The sequence below is a fragment of the Baekduia alba genome (genome assembly GCF_028416635.1).
GTDB lineage: Bacteria > Actinomycetota > Thermoleophilia > Solirubrobacterales > Solirubrobacteraceae > Baekduia > Baekduia alba.
In genome coordinates this window covers 619,224-637,396 of record NZ_CP114013.1, presented here as the reverse complement: position 1 = coordinate 637,396, position 18,173 = coordinate 619,224, and the positions used below count along the sequence as shown (strand labels likewise).

Annotated in this window: 14 protein-coding genes; 8 read left to right on the top strand and 6 right to left on the bottom strand. The window is 73.7% G+C overall.

The genetic code is table 11. From position 1 onward, the window contains the following. The first annotated feature begins 44 nt into the window (after positions 1–44). Positions 45–944, top strand: coding sequence for a putative RNA methyltransferase (locus tag DSM104299_RS03015; protein WP_272475809.1), 900 nt, complete (start codon positions 45–47; stop codon positions 942–944). A 16-nt stretch (positions 945–960) separates the two neighbouring features. On the opposite strand, the gene DSM104299_RS03010 is transcribed toward DSM104299_RS03015, so the two are convergent. Beyond that, positions 961–1,920 (bottom strand): threonine ammonia-lyase, encoded by a 960-nt coding sequence (locus DSM104299_RS03010; RefSeq protein ID WP_349294489.1) that lies wholly within the window; start codon positions 1,918–1,920, stop codon positions 961–963. Between the two features lie 27 nt (positions 1,921–1,947). Here DSM104299_RS03010 and DSM104299_RS03005 point away from each other — a divergent pair, with 27 nt between their 5' ends. Both DSM104299_RS03005 and DSM104299_RS03000 read left to right on the top strand, forming a co-directional pair. After that, entirely contained in the window at positions 1,948–2,535 is a 588-nt protein-coding gene (locus tag DSM104299_RS03005; protein ID WP_272475807.1) for a helix-turn-helix domain-containing protein, read from the top strand. Between the two features lie 89 nt (positions 2,536–2,624). Continuing rightward, complete coding sequence (locus DSM104299_RS03000; protein ID WP_272475806.1) at positions 2,625–3,773, top strand: hypothetical protein; 1,149 nt, start codon at positions 2,625–2,627, stop codon at positions 3,771–3,773. Here the strand turns inward: DSM104299_RS03000 and DSM104299_RS02995 are convergent. After that, the gene (locus DSM104299_RS02995) at positions 3,758–4,408 is read right to left on the bottom strand and encodes a TetR/AcrR family transcriptional regulator (RefSeq protein WP_272475805.1); all 651 of its coding nucleotides are present in this window, start codon (positions 4,406–4,408) and stop codon (positions 3,758–3,760) included. The genes DSM104299_RS03000 and DSM104299_RS02995 overlap by 16 nt on opposite strands. A 79-nt stretch (positions 4,409–4,487) precedes the next feature. On the opposite strand from DSM104299_RS02995, the gene DSM104299_RS02990 reads away from it, so the two are divergent. Together DSM104299_RS02990 and DSM104299_RS02985 are read left to right on the top strand one after the other, a co-directional pair. Then, complete coding sequence (locus tag DSM104299_RS02990; RefSeq protein WP_272475804.1) at positions 4,488–5,510, top strand: ABC transporter ATP-binding protein; 1,023 nt, start codon at positions 4,488–4,490, stop codon at positions 5,508–5,510. Continuing rightward, positions 5,507–6,388, top strand: a complete 882-nt coding sequence (locus tag DSM104299_RS02985) for an ABC transporter permease (RefSeq protein WP_272475803.1) — start codon at positions 5,507–5,509, stop codon at positions 6,386–6,388. Before DSM104299_RS02990 ends, DSM104299_RS02985 begins: the two co-directional genes overlap by 4 nt. On the opposite strand, the gene nhaA is transcribed toward DSM104299_RS02985, so the two are convergent. Beyond that, positions 6,372–7,520, bottom strand: coding sequence for a Na+/H+ antiporter NhaA (gene nhaA, locus DSM104299_RS02980; RefSeq protein ID WP_272475802.1), 1,149 nt, complete (start codon positions 7,518–7,520; stop codon positions 6,372–6,374). The genes DSM104299_RS02985 and nhaA overlap by 17 nt on opposite strands. Continuing rightward, positions 7,517–10,513 (bottom strand): helix-turn-helix transcriptional regulator, encoded by a 2,997-nt coding sequence (locus DSM104299_RS02975; protein WP_272475801.1) that lies wholly within the window; start codon positions 10,511–10,513, stop codon positions 7,517–7,519. Before DSM104299_RS02975 ends, nhaA begins: the two co-directional genes overlap by 4 nt. Before the next feature lie 71 nt (positions 10,514–10,584). On the opposite strand from DSM104299_RS02975, the gene DSM104299_RS02970 reads away from it, so the two are divergent. Further along, positions 10,585–11,205, top strand: a complete 621-nt coding sequence (locus DSM104299_RS02970) for a dihydrofolate reductase family protein (RefSeq protein ID WP_272475800.1) — start codon at positions 10,585–10,587, stop codon at positions 11,203–11,205. A 213-nt stretch (positions 11,206–11,418) separates the two neighbouring features. Here the strand turns inward: DSM104299_RS02970 and DSM104299_RS02965 are convergent, their stop codons facing one another. Both DSM104299_RS02965 and DSM104299_RS02960 read right to left on the bottom strand, forming a co-directional pair. Beyond that, entirely contained in the window at positions 11,419–12,522 is a 1,104-nt protein-coding gene (locus DSM104299_RS02965) for an FAD-dependent oxidoreductase (protein WP_272475799.1), read from the bottom strand. Between the two features lie 39 nt (positions 12,523–12,561). Beyond that, positions 12,562–14,298: an Ig-like domain-containing protein gene (locus DSM104299_RS02960; RefSeq protein ID WP_272475798.1), complete on the bottom strand. Its 1,737-nt coding sequence runs from the start codon at positions 14,296–14,298 to the stop codon at positions 12,562–12,564. A gap of 135 nt (positions 14,299–14,433) precedes the next feature. Between DSM104299_RS02960 and DSM104299_RS02955 the strand changes: the two genes are divergently transcribed. Both DSM104299_RS02955 and DSM104299_RS02950 read left to right on the top strand, forming a co-directional pair. Continuing rightward, positions 14,434–15,948: an aldehyde dehydrogenase family protein gene (locus DSM104299_RS02955; protein ID WP_272475797.1), complete on the top strand. Its 1,515-nt coding sequence runs from the start codon at positions 14,434–14,436 to the stop codon at positions 15,946–15,948. A gap of 10 nt (positions 15,949–15,958) precedes the next feature. Next, entirely contained in the window at positions 15,959–18,166 is a 2,208-nt protein-coding gene (locus tag DSM104299_RS02950; RefSeq protein WP_272475796.1) for a diguanylate cyclase domain-containing protein, read from the top strand. The last annotated feature ends 7 nt before the right edge of the window (positions 18,167–18,173 follow it).

The following is an 18,173-nucleotide window of genomic DNA, read 5'->3' as shown; positions in this document are numbered from 1 at the left end:
GATTGCCGCCCCGTCGGGCGGCCGACCTTCAGAGGAGCAGTTCCGTGTCATCCGTCAGGAACCCCGGCGCGCGTCGGCGCGCAGGCTCGCACCCGTCGCTGGCCGTCCTGGCCGCGCGCCTTCGTTGCCCCAATTGCGGCGCGTCGCTCACCCCTGCCGAGCGAGCGCTCGCGTGTGCGCGCGGTCACCGCTTCGACCTCGCGCGGCAGGGTCACGTCGCGTTGCTCCCGCCGCGGCGGCGGAACGCCCGCGGGGACTCGGCGCAGATGGTCGCGGCGCGCGAGACCTTCTTGGGCGCGGGCCACTACGCACCGATCGCCGCGGCGATCAACGCCGCCACCCGCGCGGTCGTCGGCCGCGTCACCGACAGCGCGCCGTCCGTCGTCGATCTCGGCGCCGGCACCGGCTACTACCTCGCCGCCCTGATGGAGGAGCTGGGGGACTGGTGGGGCATCGCGCTCGATGCCTCGGCGCCGGCGCTGCGTCGCGCGCTCCGCGCGCACCCCCGGATCGCCGCGATCGCCTGCGACGTCTGGCACCAGCTGCCGATCCAGGACGCTGCGGCTCACGTGGTCGTCAACGTCTTCGCACCGCGCAACGGCCACGAGATCGCGCGCGTCCTGTCCCCCGACGGAGCGCTCGTCGTGGTGACGCCAACCCCACACCACCTCCAGCAGCTGGTGCCGGCCCTCGGGCTGCTCGGCATCGACCCGGACAAGCAGGCTCGCGTGCGCGCCACGCTGTCTCCCCACTTCGAGGCGGTCGCCCACCGCGCCGTCGACTTCGACATGACGCTCACCCACGGCGACGTGCAGGCCCTGGTGAGCATGGGCCCAAGCGCGCGCCACCTCGACCCGGACGACGTTCGACACGCACTTGCCCACCTCCCCGACGACCTGCGCGTGACCGCGTCGGCCAACGTCGACACGTTCCGACGCGCCTGATGGCCGATCGCGTCGATCAGTCCAGTGCCCAGCGCGCGAAGTCGCTGGTCATGACGTTGCTGCCGCAGATGATCGTGGCGACGCATCGCCCGGCGAAGCGCTCGCGATCCTCGAGGACGGCGGCGACGCCGAGCGCTGCGGACGGCTCGACGACGAGCCCGGCATGCTGGTAGAGCAGCCGCATGCCGGCCTTGATGCGCTCTTCGCCGACCAGCACGACATCGTCGAGCACCACGAGGAGGTCGTCGAGGACCTCCGGGATGGGACAGCGGCCGGCGACACCGTCGGCGATCGTCTCGATGGCCTCGCTGTTCACGACCGCACCCGTCCGCCATGACAGCGCCATCGCCGGCGCGCCGGCCGGCTGGACGCCGATCACTTCGACGTGTGGGGCGATCGCCTTCGCAACGCAGCCGATGCCGCTGGCCATGGCGCCGCCGCCCAGCGCGATCAGCAGCACGTCGACGTTCTCCGCGGCATGTTCGAGCAGCTCCAGGCCGATGGTTCCCGCACCGTCGCACGTGAGCAGCTCCAAGCTGTCTTCGACGAGGTACGCCCCCTCCGCCTCGGCGATCCCACACGCCAGCCGCCGGGCGTCCTCGTGGTCGTCACCCTCGAGCACGACGGTGGCGCCGAGCGCCCGCATGCGCTCGACCTTCAACGGATTGGCGCCCTCCGCGGCGACGACGGTCACGGCGATCTGCCGCCGCGTGCCGCTGTAGGCGAGCGCCTGGCCGAGGTTGCCGGCGCTCGCGCACACCGCGGTGTCGACGTCCGCCTGTCGCGACAACCACGACATGACCGCTTCGGTGCCGCGGCCCTTGAAGCTCCGCACCGGGTTGAGCGTCTCGACCTTGAGCAGCACCGAGCAGCCCAGCGCCGACCCCAGCGCCTCGCACGCGTATTGCGGCGTGTTGCAGAACACTGGGTCGATCACCGCGTGCGCTGCGCGAATCCGATCGAGGTCGAGCCGCATGTGCAACTATAGTTTCAGATCGCGAACATGAGTGACAACCCTGAGCTCGACCGCCTGGCCGACCACGTCGGCGTCTCGCTGCGCGCGCACCGCACCGCTCGCTCGATGTCGCTGGGTGACCTCGCGCGCGCCTGCGGGCTGTCCCGCACCATCCTCGCCAGGATCGAGGGCGGCACCGGCAACCCATCCCTCGAGACGCTGTGGCGGATCTCGCGCGCCCTGGACATCCCGCTCGGCGCGCTCCTGGCGCAGGACTCCGCGCCGCGGGTGCGCGTGGCCCGCGCTCGCGACGGACGACAGCTCCACGCCGACTCCGGCCTGCAGATGTGGCTGCTGCACGCCGAGGGGCGCGAGCACCGCTCCGAGATGTACGACATCCTCCTGCCCAAGGACACCGATCAGCAGACCGACGCCCACCTCCCCGGCACCGAGGAGACGCTGATCTGCATCAGCGGCCACGCCCGGATCGGCCCTCTTGGGGAGGAGACCGACGTCCGCGCCGGCGACGTCATCTGGTTCGCCGCCGACCGCCCTCACCGCTACCTCGCCCTCAAGGACACGCGGCTCGTCGGCTGGATGCTCTACGGAGCAGGCTCCCCGAGCCCACGCACCTAGATGCACCGCACCCGCGCACGGACAGATCAGGCCAATTGGCACCGGCTCGTGGTTGACGCGCGGCGGCTGACCGCAGAAGGTGCGCGCCGATGCTCAGCGCTAGCAAGATCTCAGCCCTCCTCGGCATGCTCGCCCTGTTCGCCGTGGGCGCGCCCGCCGCGCAGGCGACGTGGACGTTCAAGACGGGCACGATGCCGACGACCACGACGCAGCTCGCCGGCGTGGCGTGCACCGCGTCGACCTTCTGCCTGCTCGCCGGGTCGGCGTCCGGTGGGTCGTCGAGCGCGTTCGCCGAGGGGTGGAACGGAACGGCGCTCAGCACGCTGACGCCGGCGTCGACGACCTCGGAGCTCTACGGCGTCGGCTGCAACTCGGCGTCGCTCTGCCTCGCGGTGGGGACCGACTACTCGTCCGGCGCGAGGCCGCACGTCGACACCTACAACGGCTCGACGTGGACCGGCTCGACCGCGGTGATCCCGAGCGGCGCGACGTTCACCGCGCTGACCGGCGTCTCCTGCCCGGCGTCGAACAACTGCATCGCGGTCGGCCGCTACACGGCGTCCTCGATCTCCCAGCCGCTGATCGAGCAGTGGAACGGCACGACCTGGTCGATCAAGACGCTCACGCTCCCGTCGGGGACGACGAGCGGCGGCCTGGACGACATCTCCTGCACCTCGGCCTCCGCCTGCACCGCGGTCGGCTACTACACCACCGCGACCGTCCACCAGGCGCTTGCCCTGCGCTGGAACGGCACCGCCTGGACGTCGCAGGCGCCGGTCGTCCCGGGCAGCTCGACGCAGTCGGACTTCTCGGGCGTCTCCTGCATCTCGGCCACCGTGTGCCACGCGGTCGGCTCCTACGTCGATCCCATCACCGGCCAGCACGCGCTGTCGGAGGCCTGGAACGGGACCGCCTGGGGTCAGAGGACGGTCCCGGACCCGTCCGGCGGCACGGACTCGGCCCTCGCCGACGTGTCCTGCTACACGACGGCCTCGACGGGCTGCATCGCGGTCGGCGGCTACACCGACACCAACGGCGCCGTCGCGCCCGAGGCCGCGGTCTACAACGGCACCTCGTGGACGCTGCAGCCGGTCACGCGCCCCACCGGCGTGTCCGACGCCTCCCTGGCCGGCGTCTCGTGCACCTCGAGCACCGCCTGCCTCGCGGACGGCCTCGCGGTCTACGACGGCAGCACCGGCACCACCGGCGTCCGCCCCGCGGTCTACGCCGGACCCTGAGCCGCGGCCGGGGCCACGCCGTAGCCGGCGAGGCCCGCGGCGAGCTGGTCGTACGCGCGGTCGGCCTCCAGGCGGAGGTCGGCCGCGACGTGCTTGGGGTCCTCGCCGGCGAGCAGGCGGGTGAAGACCGCGCGCATGACCTGGCGGTGCGTCCAGGCGAGCGCGCGGGCGACGACCACGGCGACGACGTCGTCCTCCGGCACGCCCGCCGCCTCGGCGATGGCCGGCGCGAGCGTCATCGCCTCGCGCTCCCAGCCGATGAACAGCCGGTCGCGCAGCGTCGCGCTCGTGCGCACCATGCGCGGCACGGCGAGCACGTCGTCGGCCCGCGCGGTCGCGACCTCCTCCAGCAGCTCCTGCGTCGCGGTCCGGAACGTCGCGATCACCGGCGTGCCCGGGTCGCGCTCGCGGATCGCCGCGACCAGCGCCGCGAGGCGCTCCTCGCCACCGGCGAACGCGAGGTCCTCCTTGGTCGGGAAGTGGTTGAACACCGTCTTCTCCGACACGTCGGCGGCGCGGGCGATCTCGGCGACCGTCACGGCGTCGAAGCCCTTCTCCAGGAACAGCCGCCGCGCCGTCTGGAAGATCGCGTCCCGCGTCGCGCGCTTCTTGCGGTCGCGCAGGCTCTCGGTCATGGGGCGGTGTCCTCCATCTCGAGTATAACACTACAGGCACCGTAGACTTACAGTCACTGTATCGATATGCTGCCGCGCCATGGCACCCCTCTCCCCTCCCCAAGAGGCGCCGCCGGTCACGGCCGCCGTCGACGTCAAGGACCTCAAGAAGTCCTTCGGCGACGTCGAGGCCGTCCGCGGCGTCTCGTTCTCCGTAGCCCCCGGCGAGGTGTTCGGCTTCCTCGGCCCCAACGGCGCCGGCAAGAGCACCACCATCAACATGCTCTGCACGCTGACCCGGCCGACGGCGGGCAGCGCCCGCGTCGGCGGCCACGACGTCAGCACCGAGCGTGACGACGTCCGCCGCCACATCGGCCTCGTCTTCCAGGACCCGACCCTCGACGGCTACCTGACCGCCGAGCAGAACCTCCGGCTGCACGCCGAGCTGTACGGCATCGACGCCGGCGTCATCACCGCCCGGATGCGCCAGATGCTGGAGATGGTCGACCTCTGGGACCGTCGCGGCGACCCCGTCATGACGTTCTCGGGCGGCATGCGCCGGCGCCTGGAGATCGCGCGCGGCCTGATGCACTCGCCGCGCGTCCTGTTCCTGGACGAGCCGACGATCGGCCTGGACCCGCAGACGCGCAGCTCGATCTGGCGCTACATCCGCGCGCTGCGGGAGACCGAGGACACCACGATCTTCATGACCACGCACTACATGGACGAAGCGGAGTTCTGCGACCGCATCGCGATCATGGACCGTGGCGAGATCGTCGTACTCGACACGCCGACCGCGCTGAAGGCGAGCGTCGGGGCCGACCGCGTCGCGATCGGGACCGCCGACGACGACGCGGCCATCGCCACGCTGCGCGACGCGTTCGGCATCGAGGCGTCGATGTCCGAGGGCCAGGTGACGTTCTTCGTGGAGTCGGGTGAGGCGTTCGTCCCGCGCCTGTTCGCCGAGCTCGGCATCCCGATCACCGCGGTCAGCGTCTCGCGCCCCACGCTCGACGACGTGTTCATGACCTACACCGGCAGCACGATCCGCGACGCCGAGACGTCGTCGGCCAGCGACCGCAACCGGGCGACGCTGCGGGCGATGACGGGGGCGCGGCGATGAGCGCCACGGCCGTCGCCACCGCGCCCGTCCGCGACGTCGTCGCCGCCCGCGTCCCGCCGCGCAGCTGGCGCAGCGAGGTCCGCGCCGTGAAGATCGTCTGGCGCCGCGAGCTGATCCGGTTCTCCACCGACCGGATGCGCATCGTGACCTCGCTCGTCCAACCGCTGCTGTTCCTGTTCGTCCTGGGCTCCGGGCTGCAGACGCTGTCGGCCGCCTCGACGCACGGCGTCGACCTCAAGACCTTCATCTACCCCGGCATCCTGTGCATCTCGGTGATGTTCACCGCGATGTTCTCGGCCGCCTCGATCGTGTGGGACCGCGAGTTCGGCTTCCTGCGCGAGATGATGGTCGCGCCGATCCGGCGCAGCTCGATCGTGATCGGCAAGTGCCTGGGCGGCGCGACGGTCGCCTCGTTCCAGGGCGTGATCGTGCTCGCGCTCGCCGGCCTGGTCCACGTCCCCTACGACCCGGTGCTGATCCTCGGGATCTTCGCGCTGCAGTTGTTGTTGGCCTTCACGATCACGGCGTTCGGCGTCATGGTCGCGATCCGCATCAAGCAGCTCCAGTCGTTCATGGGCGTGATGCAGATGATCGTCATGCCCATGTTCTTCCTCTCGGGCGCGTTGTACCCCGTGTCGGGCCTGCCCCAGTGGCTGGCCGTGCTCAACCGGATCGACCCGCTGACCTACGCGGTCGACCCGATGCGCCGGCTCGTCTTCGACCACCTCGACATCTCCGCGGCGGCCAAGGCCACGCTGTCGCCGGGCGTGACGTGGTGGGGCTGGCATCTGCCGGCGCTGTTCGAGGCGGCGGTGATCCTCGCGCTCGGGCTGGTGATGCTCGCGATCGCGGTCTGGGAGTTCACGACGAGCGAGTGAGGCGGCGGAGCGTCGCGGCTCCGGCCGCGGCGCTCACCACCGAGCCCGCGAGGATCCCGATCTTGGCGTCGGCGATCTGCTGCGGCGCGTCGAACGCGAGCTGGGCGATGAAGAGCGACACGGTGAAGCCGATTCCGCCGAGCATCGCCAGGCCCCAGACGTGGGCGCGCGTCACGCCCGCCGGCAGCGTCCCCCAGCCGCGGCGCAGCCCGAGGAACGTCCCACCGGCGATCCCGAGCGTCTTGCCGACGAGCAGGCCGATCACGACGCCCCACGCCAGCCGGCTGCGCAGCGCGTCGCCGATCGCCCCGCCGCCCAGCGCGACGCCGGCGTTGGCGAGCGCGAAGACCGGCACGATCGCCAGGCTGCTCCACGGGTGAAGCCGATGCTCGAGCGTCACCAGCACGTCGCGGCCCGCCACCGGCCGGGCCGGCGTCATCAGCCCGAGCGCGACGCCGGCGATCGTGGCGTGGACGCCGGACTCGTGGACGGCGAGCCACGCGACCGCGCCGATCAGGAGGTAGGCGCTGATGTACGGGACGCCGGCGCGCCGCATCAGCGCGACGACGACGAGCGATCCCAAGGCCACCAACAACCAGCCCAGCGCCAGCCCGTGGGAGTAGAACACCGCGATGATCGCGATCGCCGCGATGTCGTCGACGATCGCGATCGTCAACAGGTACAGCTTGGCGCCGGACGGGACGCCGCTGCCGAGCAGCGCGAGCACGCCGACGGCGAACGCGATGTCGGTCGCCGCCGGCAGCGCCCAGCCGCGGGTCGCGTCGGTCCCGGCGGTGATCGCCACGAACAGCAGCGCCGGCAGCGCGACGCCGCCCGCCGCCGCCAACACGGGCAGCAGCGCGGCGCGCCGGTCGCGCAGCTCGCCGGCCACCAGCTCGCGCTTGATCTCCAGCCCGACGACGAAGAAGAACACGGCCATCAACCCGTCGTTGATCCAGTGGCGCAGGTCCAGGTCCAGGCCGGCGACGTCGGCGTGCGTGTGCCAGAACGACTCGTAGCCGTCGACCGAGACGTTGGCCCAGATCAGCGCCGCGATCGCGCCGGCCAGCAGCGCGACGCCGCCGACGGCCTCGTCGTGCAGGAACTCGCGCAGCGCGTCGAGCCGGTTCACCGCGCGCGGTCCCGATGCAGGTGCTCGGGCGCGGCGGCGGCCAGCTCGGTCCGGTTGGCCACGCCAACCTTCGCGAAGACGTGCGAGAGGTGCGTCTTGACGGTCGAGCGCGACATGTACAGCTTGGCCCCGATCTCCGGGTTGCTGAGGCCCTCGACGGCGAGCCGGACGACCTCGACCTCGGTCGGCGTGAGGCTGCCCCAGCCGGCGCCGGGACGCCGGCGCGGGCCCCAGGCGCGACGGACGTAGGCGAGGGCGTCGTCGAGCGGGAGGGCGGGCTCGTCGCCAACGTCGGTGCCCGCGTCGACGTCGCTCGGCGGCCGGCGCAGCGGCGGGCCGACGATGCCGGAGGCCGCGCGCGCCGCGGCCGCCGCGCGCAGCGCCCGCGCGGCCATGTCCGGGCGGTCGGTCGCCGCGCACAGCACGCCCAGCGCCTCCAGGCTGTCGACGGCGGGCGCGCGCAGCCCGTGCTCGATGCGGACGCCGAGCGCCTGCTGGTGCAAGGCGATGGCCTTGTCCTCGTCGCCCGCGTCGAGCGCCAGCCAGCCCTGCTGCTCGAAGGCGTCGGCGACGACGCGCGGCAGGTCGATCGCGCGGCCGTCGGAGAGCGCGCGGGCCGCGGTCGCGTGGGCGTCGGCGGTGCGGCCGAGCGCGGCCTGGACCGCGGCGAGCGCCGGCAGCGCGGCCGCCGCGAGGTAGGTGTCCGGCGCGCCGCCGGGCATGCGGGTCTCGGACGCCAGCCAGCGCAGCGCCTCGCCGGCGTCGCCGTCGTGCAGCGCGAGCAGCCCGCGTGCCCGGGCCAGGCCCGGGACGAAGAGCGCGTTGGCGCCGCGGTCGACGAGGCGGACGACCGGCGCCAGCGCGGCGCGCGCCATGGCGACGTCGCCGGCGGCGAGCTCGACGAGCGCCAGCGCGCTGCACGCGGCGCCGACGCGGTGGGCCTCCGCCAGCGGCTCGGCGACCGCGACGGCCTGGCGCGCAAGTGCCCGCGCGCCGTCCAGGTCACCGCACAACAGCGTGCCGCCGGCGCGGACGCTCAGCGCTGTGGAGGCCACGCCGCGCTCGCCCAGCGCGAGCAGCCCGGCGCTGCCGCGCTCCAGCAGCGCGTCGGCCTCCGCGTGCTCGTCGCGCAAGTGCATCAGGATGCCCTGCAGCACGACCGCGGCGTGCGCCACGAACGCGTCGCCGGTCGCCTCGCCGAGGCGCGCCGCGTCGTCGGCCGCGACCCGCGAGCCCTTCAGGTCGGTGTACAACAGCCCGACCCCGGAGAGCAGCAGGCACAGCGCGCGCAGGCGGTCGTCGCCGTGCTCGGTCGCCAGCTCGAGCCCGCGCTGGGCGGCGTCGTACTCGAGGTCGAGCGGGTCGGCGGTGTCGGAGACGAGCGCCACGCCCACCAGGAGCCGCGCCTGGAGGAGCGAGCGCTCGTGCGGCCTGCGGGCGATCGCGCGGCCGAGCGTGGCGATGCCCTCGTGGCCGTGGCCGGTGATGTGCCAGAGCCACGGCAGCTCGGCGGCGAGCTCGCGTCCGGGCGTGGGATCGCCGTCCTGGTCGTCGCGCAGCCCCCAGGCCAGCGCGGCGCGGAGGTCGTCCTGGCGGTCGACGAGCCGCGCGCGCCAGGCGTCCCGGTCGGTGTCGAGCAGCGGGGCGGCGGCGCGCGCCGCGGCCAGCAGGTGCGCGAGGTGGCGGCCGCGCGTGACGGCCTCCTCGCCGGCCTCGCGCAGCCGCGCGCCCGCGTACTCGCGGACGGACTCCAGGAGGCGCAGCCGCCCGGCGCGGTCGGCGGGCGCGACGAGCGACTGGTCGACGAGCCGGCCGAGGGCGGCGAGCGCACCCGGCCCCGCGCCCTCGTCGCCGCCGCACACCGCCACCGCCGCGTCCGCGTCGAACGCGCCCGCGAACACCGACAGCCGGCGCAGCACGACACGCTCGCGCTCGGCCAGCAGGTCGTGGCTCCACGCCATGGAGGCCGCGAGCGTCGCCTGCCGCGCGACCGCACCCCGCGGCCCGCGCGTCAGCAGCGCGAAGCGGTCGTCCAGGCCGGCCTCGATCTGCTCCGGGCTCAGCGTCCGCAGCCACGCGGCCGCCAGCTCGAGCGCGAGCGGGATCCCGTCCAGGCGCGCGCAGAGCGACCGGACCGCGTCGGCGGACGGCGGCGCGAGGTCCGGCCCGCGGACCTCCGCGCCGCGCGTGACGAACAGCGCGACCGCCTCGTCGACCTCCAGCGCCGGCACGCGCCAGACGACCTCGCCGGGCACGTCGAGCGGCTCGCGGCTCGTCACCAGCACCGTGACCTCGGGGCAGCCGGCCAGCAGCGCGTCGGCGAGCGCGGCCACGGCGTCGACGAGGTGCTCGGCGTTGTCGAAGCAGATCAGCATCCGCCGGTCGGCGAGGCCGGCGAGCAGCGAGCGCAGCGGGCCGAGGACGCCGTCGACCAGGACGCCGGTCGCGTCGGTCGCCAGCTCGACGACACGGTCGGGATCGGTGACGCCGCCGAGCTCGATCCAGGTCACGCCGTCCGGCCGGGCGCCACGGATCGCCTCGCGCGCCGCGGCCTGCGCGGCGAGCCGGGTCTTGCCGGCGCCGCCGGGACCCGCGAGCGTCACGAGCCGCTCGGCGGCCGCCAGCGCTGCGACCTCGCCCAGCGCGGCGGCGCGCCCGACGAACGAGGTGCGGAAGACCGGGAGCGTGGCGGCCTCCGGGCCCAGGCTCCGAGGCGGCGCGCCGGGGTCGGCCGCGAACAGCCGCTCCGGCGGCGAGAGGTCGGCGAGGCGGTGCACGCCCAGGTCGGCGAGCGCGACGTCCGGCGCCAGCGCGCGAGCGCGCGCGGAGACGAGCACGGTCCCGGGCGCGGCCGCGTCGCACAGCAGCGCGGCGCGCGAGCCGGCGACCAGGTCGATCCCGGCGGTGGCGCCGGCCGGGAGCCGCGCCAGCGCGTCGACCAGCGCCGCGCACACGTGCTCGCGTCCCTCCGACCACACCACGACGTCGGCCATGGCCGGCAGTCTGGCGCACATCGGCCACCTGGCCGATGTAGTCGGCCCCTGGCGGCCCGAGCATGCTGCCCATGACCAACACCAGCTCCTCCTCCACCAAGTCCCCCGCCGTCATCGCCGACATGGCGATGTCCGTCGACGGCTTCATCGCGACGCCCGACGACCAGATCGACGCGCTCACCGGCTGGTACTTCGCCGGCGACACCGAGGTCGCGCCCGGCCTCCCGTTCCGGACCTCCGGGGCGACGGCCGAGCTGCTGCGCGACGTGATGGGCCGCCTCGGCGCGATCGTCGGCGGCCGGCGCTACTTCGACCTCGCCAACGGCTGGGGCGGCGCGCACCCGACCGGGGCGCCCGTCTTCATCGTCACGCACAGCGTGCCCGAGGGGTGGGAGAACGCGGCGCCGTCGATCACCTTCGTCACCGAGGGCGGCATCGCGCGCGCCGTGGAGCTCGCCAAGGCGGCGGCCGGCGACAAGGACGTCGCGATCGCGACGCCCTCGACCGTGCGCCAGTGCATCGACGCCGGCCTCCTGGACGAGATCAACATCAACATCGCGCCGGTCCTGCTCGGCTCGGGGCAGCGCTTCTTCCCGGGCGACGACCTGGAGACGCTGGGCCTGAGCGACCCCGACGTCGTCGTCGGCACCGGCGTCACGCACCTGCGCTACCGGCTGAAGGACCGCGCGTAGCGCGGTGAGGAGGCTCGCGACCCCTGCGCCCGGGAGGGGGCGCAGGAGTCGGCAAGCGCATGGCGTTCATGCCCAGGAAAGGCGGCGGCAGTCCGTTTCCTGGGGCGTCCGTGCCCCTGCCTTCTGAGATGTGCATCGACCGCTGGCCGCAGAACCTGAAGGGCGTGTCTGCATACGGACAGACGACATCTGGAGCGTCGCGCTGCGCCTGACCTAGAGCTCGCCGACCGTCCGCAGCGACGTGTCGCGGTGGCGATCGCCGAGGCCGAAGCGGGGCTCGGCGGGCTCGGTCCCGGCGATCCAGGACTCGAGGCGCTCGGCCAGCGCCGGCCCGTGCTTGAACGCGTGGCCCGAGCCGCCGCCCAGCAGCCAGACGCGGCCGTCGTGCTCGGGGTGCGGCGCGGCGACGAACCACGTGTCGGGCGTGATCTCGTACTGGCAGACGCGGGAGCCGACCAGCGGCGCGCCCGCGAGCGCGGGGAAGCGATGCGCGAGATAGGCGCGCGCGAAGCGCTCGTGCTCCGGATGCACGCGGCGCTCGCCGGTCTGCGCGTCGAACGGCGGGCCGTCGACGTCGGGCGCGACCTTCACGCCGCGGCCGTCGAGGTCGCCGAGCCCGTAGGCGGCGCCGTCGTAGTCGACCCAGCCGGGAACGCCGGGCGTCGCCCACTGCCCGTCGGCGGCGAAGTAGAAGACGTCCTGCTGGGTGATCCGCAGCGACAGCACGTCGCCGAACAGCCCGGGCATCCAGGCGCCGCAGGCCCAGACGACGACGTCGGCCTCCAGCACGCGCCCGTCGTCGAGCGCGACCCGCGCGCCGTCGGGCCGGGCGACCGCCACGACGCGCTCGGCGCCCGCCTCGACCGCCCGATCCGCCAGCGCCCGCACGCCGACGCGCGCGTGCAGGATCCCGGCCTCCGGCTCCAGCAGGCAGAACGCGAGGTCGTCGGTCCGGACGCTCGGGAACAGGTCGGTGGCGTCGACGCGCTGGTTCGGGATGCCGAGCTCGGTCAGGACGCGCTCGCTCTCGGCCTCCCAGCCGTCGGCGGTGCGCGCCAGCCACGCCACGCCCGCCTGCGCGACCAGCCGCGGGTCCAGCTCGCGCCACAGCTCCAGCGCGCGCCGCGACATCGCGGCGTGCAGCGGATCCGCGCCGTGGCTGGCGCGGATCAGCCGCGACTCGTCGCCGCTGCCCGAACGCACGTGCCCGGGCGCGAGCCGCTCGACGTGGGTGACGGCCCAGCCGGAGCGGGCCAGGCGGTCGGCGACCGACGAGCCCAGCACGCCCGCGCCCACGACAACGGCAGATGACGCCATGGGCGGGACGCTATCGCGGGCGGCGCCGCGCGCACGGCCCTACTTGACCTTGAAGGTCAGCCACTTCGACGACGTCTTCTTCCACGGCGCCTGGCCCTGGTAGACGACGCGGACGCGCCACTTGCCCTTGAACTTCATCTTGGCCTTGAAGGCGAAGGGCTTGTTCGCGGGCTTGAGGCCGCCGACCAGCTTGCGCCACTTGCCCTTCTTGTTGCGGAACTGCCACTCAACGGCGACCTTGCCGCCCAGCGACGGCACCGAGCCGAGCTTCGCGGCGGCCGCGGCGCGCGACATCGAGCCGGCGACCGTGCACACGCGCTTCTTGCACTTGACCTTCTTGGTCTTGAGCTTGACCGCCGGCGTCAGCGTCGACTTCAGCGCGCTCAGCGCGACCTTCGTCACCTGGACGTTGGCGGTCGACGTGTTGCCGTTCTTGTCCAGCGCGGTCACCGTGATCGTGTGCGGGCCGAGCGCGAGCTTGCCCGAGCCCTGCCACGGCGCGAGGCCGACCGGCGCGTTGTTGACCAGGCTGTCGGTGAAGTTGCGGATCTCGGCCGGCTGGTTGTCGTAGGTGAACGTGATCCGGGCGATGCCGACCCCGCCGTCGCTCGCGGCGGCGCTGAGGTCGAGCTTGTCCACGAACTGCTGTCCGGGCGTCGGCTTGACGATCCGGATCGACGGCGCGTCGAAGTCGCCGCAGGTCGCGGCACCGCCGCCGTTGGCCGCCGTCACCGCGCGGAACGCGTTCAGCGCGGGCTTCCCCGCTCCGCTGGTGCGGAGCAACCCGTAGTGGTTGAGCTCGTCGACGCCGTTGCCGGTCGTGTCGCGCAGCGTGAACCAGTCGGCCTTCTGCACATAGGGGTCGTTGGCCAGGCACCCGTAGGCCTGGGTCAGGTACGTCGCCTGGTCGGCCTCGCTGACCCCGGACGGCTTCTTGCCCGTCCACTCGCCGCGGGTGCAGGACGTCGGGCCGCCGCCGGTCGAGGACCAGCCGAGCTCGCTCATCCAGATCGGCTTGCCGCCGTCGCCGTTGGCCGCCATCACGTCGTGCACGGTCCGGTAGCCGAGGAACGTGTAGCGCGCGAGCTTGCCGTCCTCGCGGTAGAACGCGTCCGGCCCGCGGTCCAGGCACGCCGTGTCGGTGTGCACCGCGACCACGTCGAAGCTGGAGCCGGCGCCGTTGTTGTAGAGGCCCTGGATCCACTGGTAGTTGTTGCCGGTGGTCGGGCCCGCGACGACGGTCGCGCCGGGGTCGCCGGCCTTGACGCCCGCGTAGGTGGCCTTCAGCAGCGCGGCGTAGCGGCCGGCGTCTGGGCCCGGGTGCCAGAACTGGGCCTCGTCGGGCTCGTTCCAGACCTCGTAGCCGGCGACGCTGCCGACGCCCTTGTTGTGGGCGGCGAAGGCCTTCATGAAGTCTGCGTAGGTCTGCGGATCGTTCGGCGGCACGAGCTGGTCGGCGACGCCGTTGGCCCACTGCGGCGTGTTGAGCACCACGAACAGCGGCTTCGCGCCGGCGGCGTTGAGCTGCTGGATCGCGGCGTCGTAGGTCGCCGAGCGGCCGTTGTTGTCCGGGTAGTCGCCGGGGCCCGTCGGCGCCATCTCGGCCCAGGAGACGAAGAGGCGGACGGACTTGGCGCCGGTGGCGAGCGCCTCGGCGACGGCGTCGTGGCTGGGCGACGCGGCGTTGACGCCGGGCTCGGCGGCCTGGGCCGACGCGGCCGGCAGAGCGAAGGCCGCGAGCGCGGCGACGAGGAAGAGGATCTTGGGGAGTCTCATGTGGAGAAGCGCAGACGTCTGGACGCGGGCGCGCTGCTGCACACCCTTTGGTTTCACAAATCGGAGATCCGCGCGCCCGCTTGAACGGTTTCCGTCACCCTCCGGACGCTTTTGGACGCTGTTAGCGTGCGCGAGATGCCCGTTGCCGAACGTCTCGTGTCCACGAACCCCGCCGATCTCGAGGACGTGATCTACCAGGGCGACGGCGCGGATGTCGACACGTTCGTGGCCGCGGCGCGGGCCGCGAAGGCCGCTCAGCCGGCGTGGGCCGCGACGCCGGCGCCCCGGCGCGGGCGCGCGATCCAGCAGATCGGCCGGATCGTCGAGGCCAACAAGGAGTCGCTCGCGCGGCTCGTCACGCGCGAGATCGGCAAGCCCTACGCCGAGGCGCTGGGCGAGGTCCAGGAGATCGTCGACACGTGCGACTTCTTCCTCGGCGAGGGCCGGCGGCTGTACGGCCAGACGGTCCCGAGCGAGATGCCCGACAAGCAGCTGTTCACCTTCCGGGTCCCGGTCGGCGTCGCGGCGATCGTCACCGCCGGCAACTTCCCGGTCGCGGTGCCGTCCTGGTACCTCGTCCCGGCGCTGCTGTGCGGCAACACGGTGGTGTGGAAGCCGGCCGACTACACGCCGGCGCTGGGCGAGGCGCTCGGCGCGCTGTTCCAGGCCGGCGGCCTGCCCGAGGGCGTCCTGACCGTGGTCCAGGCCGACGGCCCGACGACGTTCGCCGGCCTCGAGCAGGCGCTGGAGCTCGGGCTGGTCGACAAGGTCGGCTTCACCGGCTCGTCGGCGGTCGGGCGCGAGATCGGCGCGCTCTGCGGGCGCCACCTGCAGTCGCCGTGCCTGGAGCTCGGCGGCAAGAACCCCATGGTGGTCACGCCCGACGCCGACGTCGACCTCGCCGTCCAGGGCGCGCTGTTCGGAGGCTTCGGGACCGCGGGGCAGCGCTGCACGTCGCTGGGCACGGCGATCGTGCACCGCGACGTCTACGACGCCTTCCTGTCGCGGCTGACCGCCGCCGTCGAGGGCGCGGCGATCGGCGACCCGCGCGAGGACGTCCTGTACGGCCCGCTGATCGACGAGAAGTTCCTGACGCGCTTCGTCGACGACCACCTCGCGCTCGTGCGCGACCACCACGCGCTCAGCGGCTCGACCGGCGTCGGGCGGATCACCGACGACAACCCGCGCGCCGGGTTCGTCGGCGACCACCGCCGCGGGCTGTTCGTCCACCCCACGATCGTCGCCGGCGTCCGGATCGACGACGACATCGCCAACACCGAGACGTTCGGCCCGCTCGTCGGCGTCGCGCGGTACGAGGACTTCGACGAGGCGATCGCCTTCGCCAACGGCCACGGCTACGGGCTGTCGTCGGCGATCTACACCAACGACCCGACCAGCGCGCTGCGCTTCCGCGAGCGCGTGAGCGCCGGGATGGTGTCCGTCAACAACTCGACCTCCGGCGCCGAGGCGCACCTGCCGTTCGGCGGCAACGGCCGCTCGGGCAACGGCTCGCGCCAGTCCGGCGTGTGGGTCCTGGACCAGTTCACGCGCTGGCAGTCCATGAACTGGGACTACGCGGGCAAGCTCCAGAAGGCGCAGATGGACGTCGAGGACGTCGCCGCCGATCTGGACTTCCGGCTCGGCGGGTAGAAGTCCGTCCGTGTCCGCCCCAGAGCTGGAAGGTCTCGCGGCGATCATCGCCGTCGACGCCCGCGCCGACGGCCTGCCGATCAGCTGGGTGAGCCCGGGCTTCGAGCTGCTCACCGGCTACGGCGCGGGCGAGGTGCTCGGGCGCAACCCGAAGCTGCTGCAGGGGCCGGACACCGACCCGCGCTCGATCTCGCTGCTGACCGAGGCCATCGCCGCCGGCCGCGACGCCTACGTCACGCTGCTGAACTACCGCGCGGACGGGACGCCCTTCTGGAACGAGGTCGCGATCGCGCCGGAGCGAGACGGCGCGTCGGGCGAGATCGTCCGCTGGCTCGGCACCCAGCGCGACGTCACCGACCGCATGCGCGTGTCGGCCCGGCTGCACGAGCTGGCCTACTTCGACACGCTCACCGGGTTGGCCAACCGCGCGGCGCTGCACGACGAGCTGCGCTCCGCGATGCACCGCGCGCGCGTGCACGAGAGCGAGATCGCGCTGCTGGCCATCGACCTCGACGACTTCCGGCGCGTCAACGAGAAGTGGGGCCATCAGGCCGGCGACGCGCTGCTGCGGGTGGCGGCCGACAGGCTGCGGTCGGTCGTCCGGCCCCAGGATCTGCTCGCCCGGGTCGGCGGCGACGAGTTCTCGCTGTTGTTGAAGGACCTGCCGCCCGGCGAGGGCGAGCGCGTCGCCAAGGAGCTGGCCGCCCGGATCCTCACCGCGGTCCGCGACGAGCCACACGTCGTCGGCGACCTGCGGCTGGAGACGCGGGTCTCGATCGGGATCGGCCTGTACCGGCAGGGGACGACGACCAGCGCGTCGGACCTCGTGCACGACGCCGACATCGCGGTCGAGTCCGCGAAGTCGTCGGGCAAGGACACGGTCCGGGTGCACCGCGCGGTGTCGGGCGAGGCCGTGCTCGTCCCCGACGACGCGTTCGACCCCGCCTCGGCGGGCGACGAGCTGGGGCGTGTGCTCGCCGACGGCGGCGCCGGCGTCGCGGCGGTCTACCAGCCGATCGTCGAGCTGGCGTCCGGCGAGGTCGTCGGCTATGAGGCGCTGGCGCGCGGGCCCGAGGGCTCGTCGCTGCACCGGCCCGACCGGCTGTTCGCGGCGGCCGCCGCGGCCGGCCGCGTCGTGGAGCTGGAGTGGGCGTGCCGCGCGGCAGCGGTGCGCGGCGCGCTCGATGCCGGCCTGGGCAAGGGCGCGTCGCTGTTCCTCAACACCGAGCCGGCGGTGATCGACGCGCCTGCGCCGCCGGAGCTGGAGGCGCTGTGGTCGCAGGCCCAGCGCGAGCTCGCGCTGGTGGTGGAGATCACCGAGCGGGCGATCACGGCGCGGCCGGCCGAGCTGGCGCGCGTGATCGGCGACCAGCGGGCCGCCGGGCACGTCGTCGCGCTGGACGACGTCGGCGCCGACGTCCGCTCGCTGGCGTTGTTGTCGTTGATCGATCCCGACGTCATCAAGTTGGACCTGAGCCTGGTCCAGGACCGGCCCTCCACCGACCAGGCGGCGATCGTCAGCGCCGTGGCCGCCGAGCGCGAGCGGACCGGCGCGCGGATCCTGGCCGAGGGCATCGAGAACGACGAGCACGAGCGGGTGGCGCGCGCGCTGGGCGCGACGCTCGGGCAGGGCTGGAAGTTCGGCCGGCCGGGGCCGCTGGTGGCGCCGCTGCCGGTGTCGCGCGTGCGGGCGACGGCCGCCGTCATGCCGCGCCCGCCCGGCGACACGCCGTTCGCGGTGGTCGAGGCGGCGCGCGGCGCGCAGGCCGTGGCCGAGGCGACCAAGGCCCTGCTGCTGCCCATCAGCCACCACCTGGAGCATCGCGCGCAGCGCATCGGCGAGGGCGCGGTGATCCTGTCCGCCTTCCAGGACGCGGCGCGCTTCACGCCCGCGACGCGGCGGCGCTACGAGTCCCTGGCCCGCCGCGCGTCGCTGGTGGCGGCGTTCGGCGTCGGGCTGCCCGCCGAGCCGATCCACGGCGTCCGCGGCGCCGACCTGGCGCCCGACGACGCGCTGGCCGGCGAGTGGTCGGTCGTCGTCCTGGGCCCCCACTTCGCGGGCGCGCTGGTCGCCCGCGACCTCGGCGACGCCGACGTGCCCGACCGCGACCGCCGCTTCGCGTTCGCGATGGTCTACGACCGCCCGCTGGTGATCGCGGCGGCGCAGACGCTGGTGGCGCGCATCGCGCCGCACGAGATCACGGTGCGGCGGAGATGAGCGGGGT